The following is an 18,941-nucleotide window of genomic DNA, read 5'->3' as shown; positions in this document are numbered from 1 at the left end:
GGGTGAAACCCGAGCCGGACCCGGCTCGAAAAGGTGTAGGCGAGCCGGGTCGGGCAACACCTCCGAGCATGGATGGAGTCGTCCGTAACGGCGCACAGCTGCTCGGTGGACGGTACCGACTGATCGAGGAACTCGGCGCCGGCGGAATGTCGGTGGTCTGGCGGGGCTACGACGAGGTGCTCGGTCGGCAGGTGGCGGTGAAGGTCCTCGCCACCGGGCTGGCCGCCGACCGGACCTTCCGGCGACGCCTGCGGATCGAGGCCCAGGCCGCGGCCAGGCTGTGCCATCCCCACATCACCGGCGTGTACGACTACGGCGAGTCCGACCAGGGCGGGCTCGCCGTCCCGTACGTGGTGATGGAGCTGGTGGACGGCGGGTCGCTGCACACCCGGCTCGGCCGGGACGAGCGGCTGCCCTGGCGGGAGGCGGTGACGGTGGCCGCCGAGACCGCGTCGGCGCTGGCCACCGCCCACGCCCGGGGGGTCGTGCACCGGGACGTCACCCCGGGCAACGTGATGTTGACCGGGGCCGGGGTGAAGGTGGTTGACTTCGGCATCTCGGCGCTGGTCGGGGCGAAGGAGATGGGGGCCGACGGGGCGCTGTTGGGCACCCCGGCGTACCTGGCCCCGGAGCGGTTGGACGAGGGCCGGGTCTCACCGGCCGTCGACGTGTACGCGGTCGGCCTGCTGCTCTACCGGATGCTCACCGGTCGGCTGCCCTGGGACGCCAGTGGCACCACCGAACTGTTGCAGGCGCACCTGTTCCAGGACCCCGAGCCGATGCCCCCGGTGGTCGACCTGCCGGCACCCGTCCGGGACCTGGTGCACCGGTGCCTGGCGAAGCGTCCGCAGGAGCGGCCGGGCAGCGCCGAGCTGGCCCGTACCCTCGCCGAAGCGGTGGGGTTGCCGGTGGCGGTGCCGTTGCCGCCCACCCTGCCCCTGGATCCGGCGGCCCTGGCCAACGCGGGGACCACGATCCTGCCTCGGTCCTCCTCGACGGACCCGACGTCGACGGACACGATGTCGACGGGTCGTCCCCGGCGGGTTTCGGCCGGACGCCGACGGGTCGAGATGGGAGTGGCGGCCGTCGGGGTGGTGGCGGTGACCGCCGGGCTGTGGGGATTGGCCGGACGGACTCCGGCCAGCGGCGACCAGGAGCCGCCGACACCGGCCCGAATGGGGATCGAACCGCAGGTCAGCTGCGCTGTGGCGTACACCTTGAAGACGGACGACGGGCGGAACTTCGCCGCCGATCTCACGGTGACCAACACCGGGCGGCGGGAACTGCTGGACTGGACCGTCCGGTTCGCGTTCCCCGCCGCGCAGACCCTGACCAAACCCACCCCGACGGTACGCCAGCACGGCAGCGACGTGGTCGTCCGGCCGGCCGTGGGGCGTCCGCAGATCGCCCCGGGCGCCTCGGAGAAGGTGGCCCTGACCGGGAGGTACTCCGGGGTGAACCCGCTGCCTGTGGAGTTCCGGGTGGGCGAGACCCGCTGCGGTGTCCAGGTCGTCGCGGTGACCGCCCCCACACCCAAGCCCGCGAAACCCCCGAAGGCGGTCAAGCCCCCGAAGGCGGTCAAGCCCCCGAAGTCCACCAAGCCTCCGAAGTCCGCCAAACCTTCCAAGGTGGCCAAACCCCTGAAGGCGACCGCCGAACCCCCGAAGGCGGCCGACCCCTCGACGACGACACCTCACTGATCCCTGGAGTCGAACGGCCCTCAGAAGGGGGGGCAGTTCCCGCCAAGATCTATTGAAGGGCGGGGGCGGGTGGGGTCAGGCGAGGTTGGCGAACTGCTGGACCTGGGCGATGCTGCCCTCCACCACCAGGATGCTGCCGGGGGCGAGGACGGTCTCCGGGGAGGCGTACCGGAACGTCTCCCCGGGGAGTTTCGCGCCGACGACCATCACGCCGTACCTGTCGACGGGGGTCACCTCACGCAGTGAGCGCCCGTGCAGCGATTCGGGGGTACGCACCTTGGCGATCGCGAAGTCGTCGTCGAACTCGATGAAGTCGAGCAGGCGGCTGACGATCAGATGGGCGACCCGCTCGCCGGTCTCCGCCTCGGGGAAGACGACGTGCCGGGCGCCGACCCGTTCCAGGATCTTGGCGTGTTGTTCGGAGGTGGCCCGCGCCCAGACCTCGGTCACCCCCAGCTCGACGAGGGCCAGGACGGTGAGGACGCTGGCTTCGACGGAGGCCCCGATGGCGACGACCACCCGTTCGTAGCCGGTCAGGTCGAGTTGGCGCAGCGCCCCCTCCTCGGTGGCGTCGGCCTGCACGACCCGGTCCAGGTACGCCGACCACTTCTGCACCCGTTCGGAGTCGTGGTCGATGGCCAGGACCTCGTGGCCGAGTTGGCTCAGCGAGGTGGCGAGGTGGCAGCCGAACCGACCGAGTCCGATCACCGCCACCGCCTCCGTACGGTGCCTTCTAGCTGACAATGGGTTGCTCCTCTGGGTAGCGGTAGAGCCGACGTCTGGTGTTCAGGGCGATCGCCGATCCGAGGGTGAGGGGGCCGACCCGGCCGACGTACATCAGGGCGGCGAGGAGGTACTCGCCGGGGGCGCTGAGGCTCTCGGCGAGCCCGACGCTGAGTCCGGTGGTGCTGAACGCGCTGACCACCTCGAACAGGACCCGGTAGTCGCGGACGTCCTCGGCCACCCCGATCAGGACCGTGGTGCCGGCGACGACGAGGGCGACGCTGAGCAGCGAGACTGTCAACGCCTGTCGTTGGGTGGAGCTGGCCACCCGTCGGTCGCCGACAGTGACGTCCGGTTCGCCGCGCAGCTCGGCCCAGATGACGAAGCCGAGGAGGAAGAAGGTGGCGACCTTGATGCCACCGGCGGTGCTGGCGCTGCCGCCGCCGATGAACATCAGCGACACCAGCAGGGGGTAGCTCTCCTCGTCGAGGGCGCCGGTGTCGATGAACTGGAATCCTCCGGTCCGCAGGACCGCGTTCTGGGTGCCGACGGCGAGGGCCTTGCCGAGCCACCCGTACGAGCCGATGGTGCGGGGGTTGGCCCATTCGGTGGCGAGCAGGGCGACGAATCCGACGACCAGCAGGACCAGGCTGCCCCAGATGGTCAGTTTGGTGGCCACCCCCCACCGGCCGGGGTGCCGCCAGGTGCGGGTGGCGTCGAGGATGGCCGGGAACCCGAGCCCGCCGATGATCGTTCCGACGGCCAGCGGTACGCAGACCCAGGCGTCCCTGGCGAATCGGATCAGGCTGTCCGGGTAGAGCGAGAATCCCCCGTTGTTGAACGCCTGGACGGCGTGGAACAGGCCGTACCAGAGGGCCCGACCGGGCGGATAGTCGTAGCCGAGCCAGAGCCGCCCGGCGAAGACCAGCGTGATCACCGCCTCGGTGACCAGGGAGATCACCGCGATCCGCAGGAGGAGGCCCCGGACGTTGCCGATGCCGAACTCGGCGGTCTCGGCCTGGACGAGGAGCCGGTTGCGCAGACCGAGCTGCCGGGCCACCACCAGGATCACCAGCGCCGCGCCGGTGAGGATGCCGAGCCCGCCGAGCTGGGTGAGGACGGTGATCAGGATAAGCCCGTACGTGGACCAGTAGTCGTGGGTGTCGACCACTGACATGCCGGTCACCGAGACGGTGGAGGTGGCGGTGAACAGGGCGGTACTGAACGGGGCCTGGTGCCGTCCGGTGGTGGCCTGGGGCAGCATCAGGAGGCCGGTGCCGAGCAGGATCGCCGCGAGGAATCCCACCGGCACCAGCCGTACCGGATGCTTCAGGAACCGGCGCACCTGACCAGCTTGGCGACTGCGGGCCGGTCACGGTGGCCGTTCGCGTTTACCGCGACGTACGCCTTCCGGCCGTCGGTCACCTGGGAGGTCGGGCCTGCCGGGGGGCGCCTCGGGATTCCCCCAGCCCTGAGGGGCGACTGCTCCGGCCGCCGCCGTGACTGCTTCGGCTGCCGCCGTGACTGTTCCGGGGACGATGGGGGGACCGGTTGCCACCGGGGGACACCAGGGGGGCGACCGTTGCGGCGTTCTGCTCGGGGGTGCTGTACCTCGCCATCCGCTCAACGATCCTCGGCAGGAGCCTCCTGGCTTCGATGTGGGCGGCGAGGCTCGCCTCGTAGAGGGCGAATTCCTGCTGTGCCTCCGTCAGGTCGCCCACCAGGTCCTCCCGAAGTGGCTGCGCGGCCTCGTTCGCGGCCTGGATCTGCTCCGGGGTGGCCGAGGGGGGCAGGCCCGCTACGGTCCGCTGGTCGAACTCCGTCAGTTCCCGTGTGTAGTACCTGACGCCGTCGTTGGCTGCTTTGACGTCCTCGCGTGGGTTGGCCGCGTCGAAGGCGGCGCGCTCGTTCCGGGGCAGTGCCCGCAGGACGGCGTCGAATCCCTGCTCGGCGATCAGTTGGTGGGCCGTCTCCGGCGGGAGTGAATCCTCGTGGACCGGAAAGTCGGAGGCTTGCGGGTTGTCGAAGAAACTCATGGCAGACCTCTCGTCGGTGAAAATCTTTCTCACCGACGGGGCGTATGCCGAACCAGTTCACCGTTTGTGCCTTAGGTAACACCTTTCCGAATGGGTGTTTACACCGCCCTGTCGTGGTGGCTGACCGCTGCGGATCAGCCGGTCTGTCGACGGCCGACGATCCGGGGCCAGGACGGTCGGCGCAGCACCGGGGACCGGGTGCCGGGGCTCGGAGTGGCGGGACCACCCTCGGGTGAGCCCGGTGACCGGAGCGCGGCCATGTACCGGGTCATCTCGACACTCCCCACCGACATGCTCCTGGACGGGGTGGCGGGGTCGTCACCCGCCACCGAGGTCGGGACCGAGCCGGCCGGGGAGACCGCCACCGAGGCCGGTGCCGAGCCCGTCGGTGAGGCCACCGCCGAGGCCACCGCCAGGGCCGGGCTGTCCCGGCCGGTGTCGGCTGCCAGCACCCGGGCCACCCGCTCGGCGGTCGCCCGTGCGACGGCGGGGTCGAGCGGCGGGGACCCGGGCGGGGGAAGCAGGCCGAGCGCCTGTTCCGCAGCCGACCGGCCGAGCGCAGCGTGATACTCCCCGACCTGCCGGTTGAGCTCCTTCTGGGCGGCTGTGATCGACTCCAGGGCGGTCCGCAGCGCCCGAAGCTCGTCCACCGGGGTGGACGTACCGGGGAGGGGGCGACGCGCGTCCGTCTCCGGGCGACCGAAGGGATCCTGCCGGAGCCCCACCTGCTCCCAGATCAGGATCTGGGTGGAGTGCAGGATCTCGCGTTGCCTCTCGGCCAGGTCTGGCAGCCGGTGGACGTCGAAAGCCTCCGCACCCTCCTTCGCGGCCAGGGCGATCTGGTCGGCGGCCTGCTCCTGGACCGGGTACGCGGCACGGAGATGACGGGTGACCTTGTCGACGCACTCCGTCAACTGGTGTGGGGTGACCGAAGGTGTCGTCCCGACCGACTCTGCCGACGCTGATGCCGAGTCCGTTGCCGTGGCTGCCTGTGGCTGGGAGGGGCGACGCCCCGTCGCCGCCAGCACGATGTCGAGTTGGACCTGCACCTGGGACGGCCGACGCCGCTGGGCCTGCGCCGCTGCCGCCGCCGTCTCGGCGGCCTCACAGACATGCTCCGCGTTGGCCAGCTCGTACAGGGCCCGTTTCTGGTTCTGTCCGGCCCTGTCGAGGTAGGTGAAGGCCTGTTGGTGGCGGAGCACCGCCTCGCGTACGTCGGTCAGGTCCGGGGTGCCCCCGACCGCCGCGCTCTCGGGGATCAGGGCGAGACCGCCGAGGGCCGGGGTACTGCCCGACCGGGCCAGGCTCACCCGTTCGTAGCTGGCGGTGAGTTCCTCGTCGCCGATCCGGCGTACGGCCGGGACGCTGGGTCTCCTGGTGGGCTCCATGCCTCCCCCTCTCGCTGGGACGACGTCTGTCCCCACGACGGATCCCGGCCGTCGACGGTTCACCACATGGGGTTTCTACCTCCGGGGTGCCGGTGACGAGGCCCGGTTCGGCGGGGTGTGCCCGGGGGGCGGTGCCGAACTGGTGCCGGGTGCCGACCGTCCGTCCCGGTTCTGGAAGAAGTCGCGGGACTGTTGGAGGACGGCGCTGAGGGTGGGTTCCGGCGACGGGCTGGCCGAGCGCCCGAAGTTGTTGGCGGCGGTGCGGTCGAAGTTCTGCTGGGTGAGAGCGAGACCCGCGCCGGGGTCGGACATGCGGTCGCGGTAGCCGTGCTGGATGTCGAAGACGCTGTCGGCGTGCGGGTGGGAGGACATCGTCTGGCGGAACTCGGTCGCCGCCGCCGTGTCCAGCGTGACCTGCCGGGGCGGATTGTCGCGGAGCCACGCCTGCGGCGAGTGGTTCTGCGCGGCGATTCGCTTGTAGTCCCGACCGTCCGCCCGGTCGGTGGACTCGTAGTCGAAGGCACGCATCTGGGCGACCGAGTAGTTGGTGACGCTGGTCACCGTCGGCTCCTTGGTCCAGGCGTCGACCACGACGGACTCCGGGTTGAACGGAGGGCCGATGACCGGGGCGACGTGGTTGAAGCCGTCGATCTCCTCGCCGTTCCTGTCCTTCGCGACCGCGAAGTCCATCACGGTGATCTGGTCACCGATTCCCCGTCGCGGGTCGTGCAGGTGCACGTGGGCCAGGGTGACGACCTCTGCCGAGAAGTGCCCGCACTTGCCTTCGCCGATGCAACGGGCCAGGTTCGCTGCCTGGCCGTACATGGTGTTGAGGTCGGGGGAGTCCTGGATGGCGTCCTCGGGGTCCAGGATCCTCTCCGCGTTCTCGGTGCTTTTGCCGCCGGTGCCGGCGAACCGGTCCACCTGGTTCGCCGGGGCGAAAGCGTTCCGAGCCTCCGTGACGGCTCTGTGGCCGAACTCCATCCGGGCGTCCCGCAGGTCGTTCTCCATCGCGTGTACCTGGGAGAACACACGTGCAGCCCGATCCAGTCGCTGGTGTCCGGCGGCGTCGACCAGGTGGGGGTTCTGCCGGGCCTGATCACGGGCGGATTCGATGAACTGCCGGAGTGGGTTGTCGACCTCGGCGCGAAGGTTCCGCTGGTAACCCTCGAATCTCAGGGATTCGGGAGAGTCGTACGCGGGACCTTCCGACAGGGGTCTGCTCCGCATCTCGGAGACGAATCTGTATCTCTCGAACACCTCTTCGTAGCGCTGCTGGATGTTCTGGTCGGGAGGCCAGTTCGCCAGGGTCGTCGGAAGTTCCCGGAGGTCCTGCATCAACTGTGACCGGCGACCATCCAGGAGCTGCTGAACGTAGGCGATGTCGGTCATCGGAATTCTTGGCATTATTTCCCTCAGATATGGACGTTCGCGGTCTGCCGAGGACTTACCGGGGCATTCATGATCATGCTAGCCGCGCAATGCAGTCGATGCTCACTCGACGACTCGTGGATCACGTGGTGCGGCCCCGAGGGGTGGGGGAGCCGGGGGCGCTGCCGTTGTGGTTCCCGTGAGGTCGCTGGGGGGCTGTCGGCGCAGGTGATCCGGTGAAGGGGGGCCGGGAGCCGATCCCGGTCAGCCGGAAACCCGCCATCCTGGTCAGTTCCGGGTCGGGACCGCGAAGGTCGACGCTGGGAAAGGTCTCGGGCTGGTGCTGGAGCTGGGCGTGGGTCGCCTTCCAGTACAGGCCGTGCTCGCTGCGGTCGACGCCGTGCAGGATCCGACCGACCGCTGCGGCCATCTGCCTGTTGGCCTTCCGGTCGTTCGCATTCTGGGTCGGGGTCCAGACGCCGTTGGAGAACTCCCTGCGTACGGCGTCGACGACTCCAGCCACCCTGTCGGACCTCGCCTGCCACGCGGTTCCGGCATCGATGGTGGAGAGCGGGGTGTCCCAGCTCTCCCCGCTTCTTTTCAGGTCCCTCAGGGAGGACATGGTCAGCTCCACTGCCACGCTCATCTGGCCCGTCCGGCTGGTCACCTCTTTCAGTACATCGAGGACGACCCGGGCATCCGGTCGAGTGGCCTCGGCGAAGTCCCGCCTTGCCTTCCGCAGGTCGGTCAAGCCGTCCGACTCCAGCGGCGCAGGCAGCTCCTTCCTGGCAGCACTGAGGTTTGCCGCCATCCCCTGGAACACTTCCTCGGTCATGGGTTGATCCGCTGTCACCGATCGAGGATGGCTTCTCAACCGCTCATCCAACTGGGCGGCGAGGATGGCGGCTCCGCGTAGCCTCCACTGCGCCTCGTCGATTCCTCGCATGCCGTCGGTGAAACTGCTGACCGTCATGTCAGTGGCTTGGAGAGCACCCCGGCGCGACAGTGCGTCGCCGGGTGCCATGACAAGGAACTCGTAGCAGTCGGAAGCCGTCTTGATCTGGGCACGGGCCTGCTCCAGGTGGCCCCCGGCGCCGATGAGGTGACCGGCGGCCTCCCGGATCGACTCCTGAACCCTCTCGACGACCTGCTCGGCCGGGTGTGCCTCGGCCCAGAGCTGAAGCATCGCCTCATGACCGGTCATGTACGGGTTGCGGCTCCTCATGACCGTGTCATCAGGCCCGGAACGAGCCCAGAGCGTAGGCGAGACCTGTTCCCATTCGGACTTCCGGCTGTCGTCGGGGTTCACTCGTGCATGCTCCTCACCTGTGACTCGACCAGCTCCGTCTTAATGGTGGACGCGTGGTCGTTTGGCGTCCTGCCCGCCGTTCTCGGAGGGTCGGCGCTTGGGGGCCGAGCCGGGTGTGGGGTCGGACGGGGGGTGGGACAGCCGGAGTTGTGCGGCACCCACCGAGCGCGGAGTCCCGCGCACCTCGATACTCGGGCTTCGATGGGGCAGGTGCTGGTGAAGGGCGTGCACGGCTTTGTGGTGAAGGGGGGAGCCCCTGAGGCCGGCGTCCTGCAGGGTCGTGCAGGCGTCACCGATCGTCTTCGCGATTCCGTTCCGCACCGCCGGATGCTGTCGGGCGTACGGACTGGGGTCGAGGTCGATGTCACCCATGAGTGCGATCCGCACGCTCTCGATGACCTGTGCGTCGATGCGTCCGGTGGCGTCAGCCCAGGTGCTTCCGGCTTCCACCGAACCGACCCACCTGGAGAGTCCGGATTCGCTGTCCTGCCAGAATTCGAGGTCGCGCCGAGCGGCGTGAAGACGTTCGATGTCGGGCCGGATCGTCGCTTGCAACTCGATGACGTCTCGGCTCGGTTCAGGATTCGACGGGCGCGGGTCGTCTGCCAGTCGCCGAAGGTCTTCGACCCGTTCGATCGTCCTGTCGAGATTCAACTCGATCCTGTCGATGTCGCCGAGAATCCGAGCGGACTCCCGGGCCAACCTCTGGGTGGAGTCCGTCACGAAGCGGATGTCCGCAGTGGGTGACCGGGAATCCCTCAGCCGATCCGTGAGAAGGGTGAGATAGCCGGGAGTCGCATGGAGCGGGATCCTCGACTTCTCCAGATCGATCTTGAGCTCTCGGAGGCTGGTCCCGACCGCCGCGAGGTGCGCCGAGTGTGGCACCGACCCGGACTCCCAGGAGAGGGCGACGGCGGCCGACGCCAGCTTGAAGACGGCGGCGTCGAGGTGCCCCTGGGACTGCCGGCCGAGCGTCCGCGCCCGTGATATGACAGCTGTGGCCGGGTTCACCTCGTGCCACAGCCGCATCACGGACTCCTGCCGGCTCATGTCCACGTTCCGGCTGCTCGTGTGGGTGTCTCCGTTCTCGTCAGTACGGATCCAGACGTCCGGAGCCCATTGCTGCCAGGACGTGGGTGGGTCGCTGGGTGCCACTGATCTCGTCTCCCGTCATCTGCCGAGCGGCTGCCGGTCGGGCAGGTGGAAGGCCCGGTAGGTCGGTGCGGGGTTGCTGTTGGTGGAGGTCTGCGTCGGGGCGACCGGCCGTTGCTGGTGGGCGGCGTGACGGCTCAGCCAGAATTCGCGGAAGCCGGTCAGCTTCTCGTCTACCTGCTCCTGCCGCCTCGTCAACTCCTGAACCGCATCGAGGTTCGCGCTGTGGGTTCGATGCGCCGCGCCGGCCGCGTGCACCAGTCCGGGGCGGACGGAGGCCCTGTGCAGATCGGCTGATGCTGCCCAGAACTGCAACAGCATCGGGTCGGCGGTCGGTGTCTGCGGTTGGTCCGGCGGCGGGGGGCTCTCCGGAGCCGGGTCACGAAGGACCTCCCGTGTCCTCGCCATCAGGTCCCGGATCAAGGTGACCTGCTCGTCCGTGTACTTCGTCAACTGGCCGACGCTGACCGGGTCGGTGGTGGGCAGGACGCGTACCGTCTGCCACATCTGGACCTGGGCGTCGTTCTGCGCGCCGAGCGCGGCTCGCAGGGGATCCTCGGCCGCGAATCGGCTGTCGACAGCCGAACCGAGTCGATGGTCCGTCACCGTGCCGTGCCGCAGCCCCTCCAACTGATCGACAGTGGCGGCGAGGGGGTTCTCCGCGCTGTTGAGGTTGGCGCCGACGGCCAGGTGGTGCTGCCGCGCCACCCCTGTCAGTGTCTCGACCGCCTCCCCGGGGTCGGCGACAGCGATGTCGATCGTGCGGGCGTGATAGCCGGTCTCCCCCCGGCGGGCCTCCTCCGAGCTGGTGAGATCGGCTTCCAGCCGGGTCAGAAAGTCGTCGAGCGGCTGTCGGTGAGGTGGCATCTGCGGGCCCTTCGCCGAGGTGCTGGTCGTCGTCGGAGCGCTTCTGCTCCATCGACGGGCACACCCCCCACCCGGTTCGACCGAACGTCAGGTGTTCCCCACCTCACACCGCCCCCGACCCCCCAGCCCCCTCCGTTCCCGGTGATCAAGGGATTTGCGTCAACTTCCGCCCCCCACGATGACGCAAACCCCTTGATCACCGGGGCTTACCGGCGGGGCTCACCGCCGGGGGCGGGGTGGGGCAGGAACAGGGGGGCGGAACAAGGGTCAGCTGGGCTGAGGTCAGCTGAGCTGGGGTCAGCTGGGCTGTTCTGGCCGTTCGGCGACGTAGGTGCCCCGCCCGGGCTGCCCGGTGATCAGGTCCCGGTCGTGCAGCAGTGACAGTGCCCGGGAGGCGGTGTTCATGTGCACCTGGTAGGTCTCGGCGAGTTCCCGGGTGGAGGGCAGCTTGTCACCGGGTTTCAGCTCGCCGCTCTTGATCCGAGCAGTGAGGTCGTTGGCGATTCTTCGGTACGGCGGTTCGGCTGTGGGCATGGTGAGGACTCCGGTTGGTTCGGCGTCTTCGATCATGCCGTCCTACACCAGTATCTGCAACAGCTTGTCGTGTCGCGGTGACGTCGAGTAGACCTACACAAGCATTTGGGGTAGCTTCACGGGTGTCCACTCCGGTTGGTTCGGCAAGCCTGTGGAGTGTGGACACGAAGGTTGGCTGCGGGGCCGTACCGCCGATCGAGGCTGCGGTCCCGGGGCCGGTGGCCCGGTCCGTCCCTCGTCGCGGACCGGGCCGCCATCCAGCATCGGCTCCGAGCTTCTGTCCAGGAAGGCGACGTCATGCGTACCCTGCTCTCCCGGTTCCGGCGGGCGCTCCGACGGCCCGAACCGGTCCCCCCACCCGTGGCGATCCGGCCACCGAATTCGGGCTGGTACCGCGCGGCCTCCTGCCGCCGCCTCACCCCCGCCCAGATCCGACACCGGCAGTTCCGCACCGTCCGACGCGGCCTCGACCCCATCGAGGTGTACGCCCACCTGCACCGGATCGCCGGGGAACTCGCCCAGATCCGGCAGGATCTCGGCACCGCCACCGAGGAGAACACCCGGATCAAACTGGCCCTGCGCACCTGGCAGTCCCAGTTCACCCCGGGGGGTCGCTGGTGACCGTGCCACGGTTCGTGGTGCACCTGCCGGTGGCCGCCGAGGACCTCGACACCGCCCGCCGGTACGCCCGCGTCATCGGCCGGGCCGTCAGCTTCCTCGGCAACGTAGACCGGGCGGAGACGACGGTGTCGTACGAGGATGCTCAGGGCGTACACCATCGGGTCTTCTGTGATCGTCTCCTGGGCAGTGGTCGGCGCTGCCCCCGCAACGCCGACCACCACGGCGACTGCTGACCACCAAGGCCGAGGCGCCCGGCTGCCTGCTGCGGCTTTGGCATACCGCACGGCCTCGGTGAGATCAGGGGTCACCGCTGTGGAGATGCCTGCGGCTGTTGGAGACCGAGGGGCGAGTGAGCGCGGGCAGGCTGACTGCTCTGTCCGACGCTTGTCGGGGCACCAGCCAATCGCATGCTTGCGGCATCGACCTGCTGCTCGATCTTAGTGACCTGCGGGCTTCCTGCGGCTACCGATTGATTTGATTGAAGGCTTGCGATGCGGCCAGTAAGGCGTTGCTGCTCTTGGTTCAAAGCGTGGACCATTTCTGGATTCTTTCGCATTTCCAATCTGATCTGTAGCTGATTGCGGGCATCCTGTGCCTTGCTCTTCGCATCGAGCTGAATTTCTGCGGCATCCAGGTTCTCGCGCAGCAGGTTCCCCTGCTGCGTGGCCCGAAGTTCCAGATCCAAAGATCGAGGGAGCTGCTGTCTCCGTTGCGCGGCCACCGCCGCATTCAGCTTCAGCCAGGCATCGGTCTGGAATTTCGCCGCCTTATCCAGATGCGTCAGTGCCTTCCCCTGAAGCCTTGTTGTTTCCAAAAACTTCAATCTGTCATACGGTTCTGCGGGCATTCCCTTGGCGAGTTCACTAAGGACCGATCCGGCCGCTTTTTGATGTTCTACCGCGTTGCCGAAGGCTGCGTCGGCGGATCGCTGGTCTGCTGTCGCCGCATCCGCCAGATCGCGGGCAGCGGGTCCCAATTCCGCCGAGATCGGCCACCCGGGATGGTTACTGGCGTCGGGCAGTTTTCCGATGAGCGGCGGTTCCCCCGGAGCCCGGAGCTCTCTCTGATTGGCTTCCGGATCCAAGGCCTCTGTCACATGGGTCCAGGCACTCTCAAGAGAGGAATATCCGTTGTCCCTGAACCTCTGAGCAGGGAAATTCTCGTTCTGCATGTTCTTTCAAACCCCACTTTCGTCGTTCGGCGTCGGGCGGTCCGCCCGCGTCGTCGACCACACGACGGGGCGGACCGCCCGCCGGTTCAGTCCCGAAGAGGTGATCGACCTCGCAGACCCGGATCGCCCGCCCATCGCCGCTACGACGTGCGGATCCCCGGAGGTGCTGCTACCGTCCCGGCCCTCGGGGGGCCTGCCGGGTCGTGTCCTGGACGGCGGTCTGGCTCGACCCGCCCACGTACGCGTTCGCGCCGGGGGTGGCCGTCACACTCTGCTGCGACGTCGGCGCCTGTTGAGCGGCGAAGTCTCTGACCACGGCGGGGCTCACCCCGCCGGGCAGGTGTCTGAAGACCTGATCCATCGCCTCGATGGCCTGCTTCTGGGCCGCCTTGACCTCGCGGTCGGGGGCGTCATTGTTCAAGAGGTTGACGACATTTGCCTGGTGCCTTTTCGCCGTTCCGAGGTGTCCCTTCGCCTCGACCAGGTTCTCCCAGTTCTGGGTGTTCTGGTCGGTCTTCGGAATGGCCTGGTCGATGTCTCTGCCGAGATTACTCATGGATTCGTTCGCCTGTAACGCGTATTTGTTGATGCTTTCGAAAGATCTCTCCGAGCGGAGTTTCTCCCACACGTTCAGGTAGGCATCGGTCTTTCTCTGGTCCGTGCGGATGGCGGCGACGAGGTCGGTGGTGGGCTGCTCGGGGGTTGTCATCAGATGCTCCGTCCGGCTTGCTGGGGCTTCGGGTTGGCCTGTCGAGGTGGTGATCGGTAACCGTCGGGCCGACGATCGGGCTGTGCTGCGGTGGTGGGGGCCGGCAGTCGGGCGGCACCGCTGGTCTGGAGCTGCTGCCGACACGTCTCCGCCAGCTCACCGAGGGGGTGCTTCGTCCCTTGCAGAGCCTCGGCGACCCTCGTGATCGTCGCCCGGCTGTCGAGACGCTTGTCGGCGTGGGCCAGCAGTAGATCACGGACGGTGGTCAACGCCTCCGGTGCGATCCGCTCCTCCGACGGACGGCCGGAGCCGTGCTGGTTTCGCAGTCCCCGCACCCGTCCTGCGGCGTCCTGCTGATCCGAGATCGCCCCCGTCAGGTGTGCGGCGACAGTTCCCTGCACGCGGGACGACTGATGCAACACCCTCACCGGATCATGCACCCTGCCCGAGTCGGCGGGGAGCCCGGCGTATGCCCGGAGGTACCCGGCGGCCTCCTGATCGTCGATCGCGGCTCGTACCCCGGCGAGCGCCGCCCTCTGACGTTCCGAAGCGGCACCCGCGTTGTTCGCATGCCAATAGGCGCGGTCCTTCACGTCCGGCGTCCGGGCCAGTCCCGCGACGTTCAACTGACGGTGGTGTTCGGCCCGAAGCCAGAGATGCGCCGCACTGCAGGCGTCCTCGCTCTCCTTCAGCTTCCCGATCACCTGCTCCTGCTGCTCGGAAGCGCTGGTCAGGGAATCGGCCGCGATGCGCAACAGCTCTGCGGCCCTGCGCTGTTCGGCCTCCGCTGCGTCGAGCACCTGCCCGGCGGGTAACGCCTTCCACAGGTGTTGGACGTGGTACGCCGCGCCGGTGGGTGGGGATTCGCGTGATCGCTGGTCGGGGTTTTCCATTCTTCGGCCTCTCCGGTTGTCGAACTCCGCCAAACGGCACCCGACCTACGGATGTCGATGCTCGCCGGTTCGAGAGTCCACGCAGAATTCACCTGTGACCCGGGGCACCGGGGCGGGGCTTGTGGGCCGGAGTCGGTGCGGCTGGTAGGAATGCCGGATGGGGGACGAGCAGGCGACCGTACGCGAGCGGGCCGAGGCGGTACTGCGTCGGCTGGCCGGTGAGCACGCCCGGTTCCGGGAGGACCAGTGGCGGGCCATCGAGGCGCTCGTCGTCGACCGGCGGCGGGTGCTCTGCGTCCAGCGGACCGGGTGGGGGAAGTCGGCCGTCTACTTCGTCGCCACCGCACTCCTGCGGGAGCGGGGGGAGCACGGACCGACGGTCATCGTGTCCCCGCTGCTGGCGTTGATGCGTAACCAGGTCGAGGCCGCCGCGCGGGCGGGGATCCGGGCCCGGACCATCAACTCGGCGAACCTCGACGAGTGGGACGAGATCACCGCCGAGATCCACGCCGGTTCGGTGGACGTCCTGCTGATCAGCCCGGAACGGCTGAACAACCCCGACTTCCGCGACGGGGTCCTGCCACAGTTGGCCGCCACCACCGGGCTCCTCGTGGTGGACGAGGCGCACTGCGTCTCCGACTGGGGGCACGACTTCCGCCCCGACTACCGGCGACTGCGGACCTTCCTCGCCGGTCTGCCCGACCGGACCCCGGTCCTGGCCACCACCGCCACCGCCAACGCCCGGGTCACCGCCGACGTCGCCGAGCAGCTCGGCGCCGACGGCACCGGTTCCGCCGGAGCCGGTGCGGTACGCCCCGACGTCCTGGTCCTGCGGGGCAGCCTCGACCGGGAGTCGCTGCGGTTGGGCGTACTCGACCTGCCGACCCCCGCCCACCGGCTGGCCTGGCTCGCCGACCACCTCGACCGGCTCCCCGGGTCGGGGATCGTCTACACCCTGACGGTGGCGGCGGCGGGGGAGACCGCCGAGTTCCTCCGGTCCCGGGGGTGGGCGGTGGCCTCCTACACCGGGCAGGCCGACGACGCCGACCGGCGCGCCGCCGAGCAGGACCTCCTCGACAACAAGATCAAGGCATTGGTGGCCACCAGCGCCCTCGGGATGGGGTTCGACAAGCCGGACCTCGGTTTCGTCGTGCACCTCGGGGCGCCGCCCTCCCCGATCGCCTACTACCAGCAGGTCGGCCGGGCCGGTCGCGCCGTCGAGCACGCCGAGGTGCTGCTCCTGCCCGGCGTCGAGGACGCCGCCATCTGGCGGTACTTCGCCTCCCTCGCCTTCCCACCGGAGGAGCAGGTCAGGACCGTCCTGGCGGCGCTGCGTACCGACCGGCCGCTCTCCACCCAGGCCCTGGAACCCGTCGTCGACCTGCGGCGTACCCGCCTGGAGATGATGCTCAAGGTCCTCGACGTGGACGGGGCGGTCCGTCGGGTGCGCGGCGGGTGGCTGGCCACCGGCGAACCCTGGGCCTACGACGAGGCCCGGTTGCGGCGCGTCGCCCAGGCCCGGTCCGCCGAGCAACAGGCGATGCGGGAGTACGCGACCACCCCCGGCTGCCGCCTTCGCTACCTGCGGGAATGCCTCGACGACGTCGGTGCGACCGACTGTGGCCGGTGCGACAGGTGCGCCGGCCCCCTGTTCACCCCGGAGGTCTCCGACCCCGCGCTGACCGCCGGGGAGTCCTTCCTCGGCCGTCCCGGCGTCGACCTGCCACCGAAGAAGCTCTGGCCGACCGGGCTGGACGCTGTCGGCGTACCCCTGAAGGGCAGGATCCCGCCGGGGGAGCAGGCGCTGCCGGGGCGGGCCGTGGGACGCCTCTCCGACCTCGGGTGGGGTGGGCGGCTGCGCGGACTGCTCGGCCCGGAGTCCCCCGACGGCCCGGTCCCCGACGACGTGGCCGCCGCGGTGGTCGAGGTCCTGAAGGCGTGGGCGCACGGCGACGACCCGTGGCCGTCCCGCCCGGTCGGGGTGGTCGCCGTCGGCTCCCGCCGCCACCCGACCCTGGTTGCCTCGCTCGCCGACCGGATCGCCGCCGTCGGTCGGCTTCCCCTGCTCGGCCAGGTCACTCCGGTCGGTTCGCCCGCCGGGTCCGCCGCCCGGGGTAACAGCGCCCAGCGGGTACGCGCCCTCCACGACGCCTTCACCGTCGACTCCGACCTGGCCACCGCTCTCGCCGGGCTGGACGGCCCGGTCCTGCTCGTGGACGACCTCGCCGACACCGGCTGGACCCTGACCCTCGTCACCCGACTGCTGCGCCGGGCCGGCGCCCCGGCGGTGCTACCCCTCACCCTCGCCGTCTCCGGCTGACCCGGGCCAGAAGGTCCGGAATCCTACCCCGATCCTTTCTCCGCGTCGACTCACCTTCACTTCGAAGTTCGTGAATTTAATCACAGGGTGAGGGGGTTCGGTTACTGAACGGTCGGGTTCCTGGCGCGTAGTACCCGGCAGGTCGGTTCCTGCTGCGAAAGAAAGAGGAGTGAGGGTGGACGAGCGCGCCGAATCACAAGTCGACGATCTATTTGTCGACTACGACGTCGAGAACTGGTGGGAAGGGCTGAATCCGCAAAGGCAGCCCAATGTGCAGGTCCCCTTCGTCACTCAGTTGCTGAAGGAGATGCCTGGTGCGGCAGAGCTCGGGCCGGAAGGTGAGGTGATCCGGCAGCGCCAGGAAGAGGTCGTCGAGGGTGGCCGATCCCTTGCGAAGGAGATCGACAAGCTTTGCGACGAGGTTCGACGGATCAATTCTGACCTCGTTGTCATCGATCGGCTCAGGGGCGCTTCGCCAGAGGATGAAGACGCTCTCATTCTCCGTGAGGAGCCCGGTGGCTGGAGGAGGAAGTTCGAGGCGGCGGGTGGCGGTGATGCGGACGCCAAGATCGAGTCGATGCGCGCGGACGTGCAGGGCCGGTTGTCCAGGATCTCGTTCGACAGGCTCCTTCCTGACGCCGTGAGGTTGAAAGAACTGAGCGACCGCGTAGCTGCGGACCTCAAGCTGAAGTTGGAGGGCGGGGGTGAGGCTGCGGACCTCAGGAGGTTGAACGACGCGGCCGCCGCCCAGCGGTTGGTGAGCGAGGTGTGGCATCGCCATGTCGCTAGCCTGGACCTTGCGCACAAATCGTTGACGTTTCTGGAGGGCAGGACAGTCGGCATTCCAGTCCTCCGAGAGGAGGCTCTACGTGCTGCGGAGTCGGCTGCTCACTCTGCCGAGACGGCGGTCAGATTCGGACAGAAGATCGTGCTCAGGGGGGGGTCGTCAGCCTCGACGGTGCCGTCGACCGCGGGTCCGGTCGCGCCTGGCCGAGCCGAGTCGCGCGGACGGTCCGGAAAAATCGGTCAGGATGGTCCGGAGGAGTCCCGGGAGCGCCCGGGATCTGTCGGGTCCGTAGGGCGTTCGGGGTCAGTCGGGTCCCGAGGGCGTCCGGAGTCAGTTGCCACGCTCGCGTCCATGGCCAGCGCGCCCTTCTCGAACGCGACCATGGCGGGTGACGCTGAGCCATTCGAGCACCCGGTCAGGACCACTCTGGCAGAACTGGGTCCGGAGGGTGGGAAGATCTACGAGCGGCAGAGGGCGATTCTCGATCGGGTGAGAAATCTGGGCGAGCGTGTACTCGACGAGAACGACAAACTAGATGGATGTGTGAAACTGCGCAAAAAACTCGGTGAGTACGAGGGTGGGTTTCACGTCGACTTCGCAAGAGGGGCGGTCTTCCATAGAGCCGGGACCCTGGTCGGTCCCGCCGACAGTGTGGAAGCCACTCTTCGGGATCTCCGAGGGAGCCTGCAGGAGCAGGTCGGAAAGATCTCATACGAGAATGTCATCTCCGAGGCGGACAGGATCAGGGCGGCGAGCGCTGGTTTCGTCGAGGAGCTTCGGCAGATGCGGGGCGATCCGCACTCGCCCATGGACAGGGTCTATCGAGACCAGCGGTTCGTCGATCACCATATAAACCAACTCCTCAGCGATGCGGAAGGGGCGCAGAAGGGGCTCAGGTTCCTGGAGGGTCGTTCAGCTGAAGCCGAGTTGGGATGGGCTCGAGCCGAAGCCGCACCAAGATATGCCAGGGCCGCTTTTTATGACGCGATGGTTGCCGGGACAGTCGCGTTGGTGGTGGTTCCGGGAGCACCGTCGACGACGTCGTCGGAGCGAGATCTCAACCTGGGAGCCGCCGAGACCCGACCGGCCACCCCTGACTCACCCGTGCCGTCGACGGCCGCGCTTGCGGCTGCTCGTATCGATTCGCCTCCGCCTCCGCCGAGGTTTGTCGCCCGAGCCGCCGCGCAGGGGATCGCCGAGGCTGTAGCGAGTGGCCAGCAGCCGCACGTGACGGTGTCAATCTCCGGGTATTCCCCGGTGCCAGCGGCGGCCCGGCCGAGCCGGAGCGGGTCGCCCGCCAGGAGGTAGGCGGGTCGTGGCCGGTGGGGCGTGTCCGCGTCCCACCGGCTGACGGCCTCTG

The 18,941-nt window shown here is 68.7% G+C and carries 17 protein-coding genes; 5 read left to right on the top strand and 12 right to left on the bottom strand.

The genetic code is table 11. The features are described from left to right. The first annotated feature begins 68 nt into the window (after positions 1-68). On the top strand, positions 69-1,700 hold the full coding sequence (locus tag WHN02_RS02065; RefSeq protein ID WP_434741797.1) for a protein kinase domain-containing protein: 1,632 nt from the start codon (positions 69-71) through the stop codon (positions 1,698-1,700). Between the two features lie 75 nt (positions 1,701-1,775). Here WHN02_RS02065 and WHN02_RS02060 read toward each other — a convergent pair whose 3' ends face one another. The 9 genes from WHN02_RS02060 to WHN02_RS02020 all read right to left on the bottom strand — a co-directional run bounded on the left by WHN02_RS02060 (position 1,776) and on the right by WHN02_RS02020 (position 11,080). Next, on the bottom strand, positions 1,776-2,444 hold the full coding sequence (locus tag WHN02_RS02060) for a potassium channel family protein (protein ID WP_434741796.1): 669 nt from the start codon (positions 2,442-2,444) through the stop codon (positions 1,776-1,778). Next, the gene (locus WHN02_RS02055) at positions 2,434-3,768 is read right to left on the bottom strand and encodes a TrkH family potassium uptake protein (RefSeq protein ID WP_434741795.1); all 1,335 of its coding nucleotides are present in this window, start codon (positions 3,766-3,768) and stop codon (positions 2,434-2,436) included. The genes WHN02_RS02060 and WHN02_RS02055 overlap by 11 nt, the downstream gene beginning before the upstream one ends. A gap of 76 nt (positions 3,769-3,844) precedes the next feature. Then, positions 3,845-4,459: a hypothetical protein gene (locus tag WHN02_RS02050; RefSeq protein WP_434741794.1), complete on the bottom strand. Its 615-nt coding sequence runs from the start codon at positions 4,457-4,459 to the stop codon at positions 3,845-3,847. Between the two features lie 134 nt (positions 4,460-4,593). After that, on the bottom strand, positions 4,594-5,847 hold the full coding sequence (locus WHN02_RS02045) for a hypothetical protein (RefSeq protein ID WP_434741793.1): 1,254 nt from the start codon (positions 5,845-5,847) through the stop codon (positions 4,594-4,596). A 75-nt stretch (positions 5,848-5,922) separates the two neighbouring features. Continuing rightward, positions 5,923-7,239 (bottom strand): hypothetical protein, encoded by a 1,317-nt coding sequence (locus WHN02_RS02040; RefSeq protein WP_434741792.1) that lies wholly within the window; start codon positions 7,237-7,239, stop codon positions 5,923-5,925. Positions 7,240-7,360: 121 nt separating this feature from the next. After that, the gene (locus WHN02_RS02035; protein WP_434741791.1) at positions 7,361-8,527 is read right to left on the bottom strand and encodes a hypothetical protein; all 1,167 of its coding nucleotides are present in this window, start codon (positions 8,525-8,527) and stop codon (positions 7,361-7,363) included. A 39-nt stretch (positions 8,528-8,566) separates the two neighbouring features. Then, a complete protein-coding gene (locus WHN02_RS02030) occupies positions 8,567-9,556 on the bottom strand; it encodes a hypothetical protein (RefSeq protein ID WP_434741790.1) in 990 nt (329 codons plus the stop codon). 141 nt (positions 9,557-9,697) lie between these two features. Further along, complete coding sequence (locus WHN02_RS02025; RefSeq protein ID WP_434741789.1) at positions 9,698-10,546, bottom strand: hypothetical protein; 849 nt, start codon at positions 10,544-10,546, stop codon at positions 9,698-9,700. 297 nt (positions 10,547-10,843) lie between these two features. Continuing rightward, positions 10,844-11,080 carry a GntR family transcriptional regulator gene (locus WHN02_RS02020; RefSeq protein ID WP_434743784.1) on the bottom strand — a complete coding sequence of 79 codons (237 nt, stop codon included), beginning with the start codon at positions 11,078-11,080 and terminating at the stop codon, positions 10,844-10,846. Between the two features lie 297 nt (positions 11,081-11,377). On the opposite strand from WHN02_RS02020, the gene WHN02_RS02015 reads away from it, so the two are divergent. Further along, entirely contained in the window at positions 11,378-11,701 is a 324-nt protein-coding gene (locus WHN02_RS02015) for a DivIVA domain-containing protein (RefSeq protein ID WP_434741788.1), read from the top strand. Continuing rightward, on the top strand, positions 11,698-11,934 hold the full coding sequence (locus tag WHN02_RS02010) for a hypothetical protein (protein ID WP_434741787.1): 237 nt from the start codon (positions 11,698-11,700) through the stop codon (positions 11,932-11,934). The genes WHN02_RS02015 and WHN02_RS02010 overlap by 4 nt, the downstream gene beginning before the upstream one ends. A gap of 71 nt (positions 11,935-12,005) precedes the next feature. On the opposite strand, the gene WHN02_RS02005 is transcribed toward WHN02_RS02010, so the two are convergent. From WHN02_RS02005 to WHN02_RS01995, 3 genes are all read right to left on the bottom strand, one after another. Then, complete coding sequence (locus tag WHN02_RS02005) at positions 12,006-12,872, bottom strand: hypothetical protein (protein WP_434741786.1); 867 nt, start codon at positions 12,870-12,872, stop codon at positions 12,006-12,008. 169 nt (positions 12,873-13,041) lie between these two features. Then, positions 13,042-13,581 (bottom strand): hypothetical protein, encoded by a 540-nt coding sequence (locus tag WHN02_RS02000; protein WP_434741785.1) that lies wholly within the window; start codon positions 13,579-13,581, stop codon positions 13,042-13,044. Beyond that, positions 13,581-14,474, bottom strand: coding sequence for a hypothetical protein (locus tag WHN02_RS01995; protein ID WP_434741784.1), 894 nt, complete (start codon positions 14,472-14,474; stop codon positions 13,581-13,583). The genes WHN02_RS02000 and WHN02_RS01995 overlap by 1 nt, the downstream gene beginning before the upstream one ends. 157 nt (positions 14,475-14,631) lie before the next feature. Between WHN02_RS01995 and WHN02_RS01990 the strand changes: the two genes are divergently transcribed. Continuing rightward, a complete protein-coding gene (locus WHN02_RS01990; RefSeq protein WP_434741783.1) occupies positions 14,632-16,794 on the top strand; it encodes a DEAD/DEAH box helicase in 2,163 nt (720 codons plus the stop codon). A 175-nt stretch (positions 16,795-16,969) separates the two neighbouring features. Then, positions 16,970-18,889, top strand: coding sequence for a hypothetical protein (locus tag WHN02_RS01985; protein ID WP_434741782.1), 1,920 nt, complete (start codon positions 16,970-16,972; stop codon positions 18,887-18,889). Positions 18,890-18,941: the final 52 nt, after the last annotated feature.

The sequence above is a fragment of the Micromonospora sp. SH-82 genome (genome assembly GCF_051132485.1).
GTDB lineage: Bacteria > Actinomycetota > Actinomycetes > Mycobacteriales > Micromonosporaceae > Micromonospora.
This window is presented reverse-complemented; position numbering and strand designations above follow the sequence as displayed.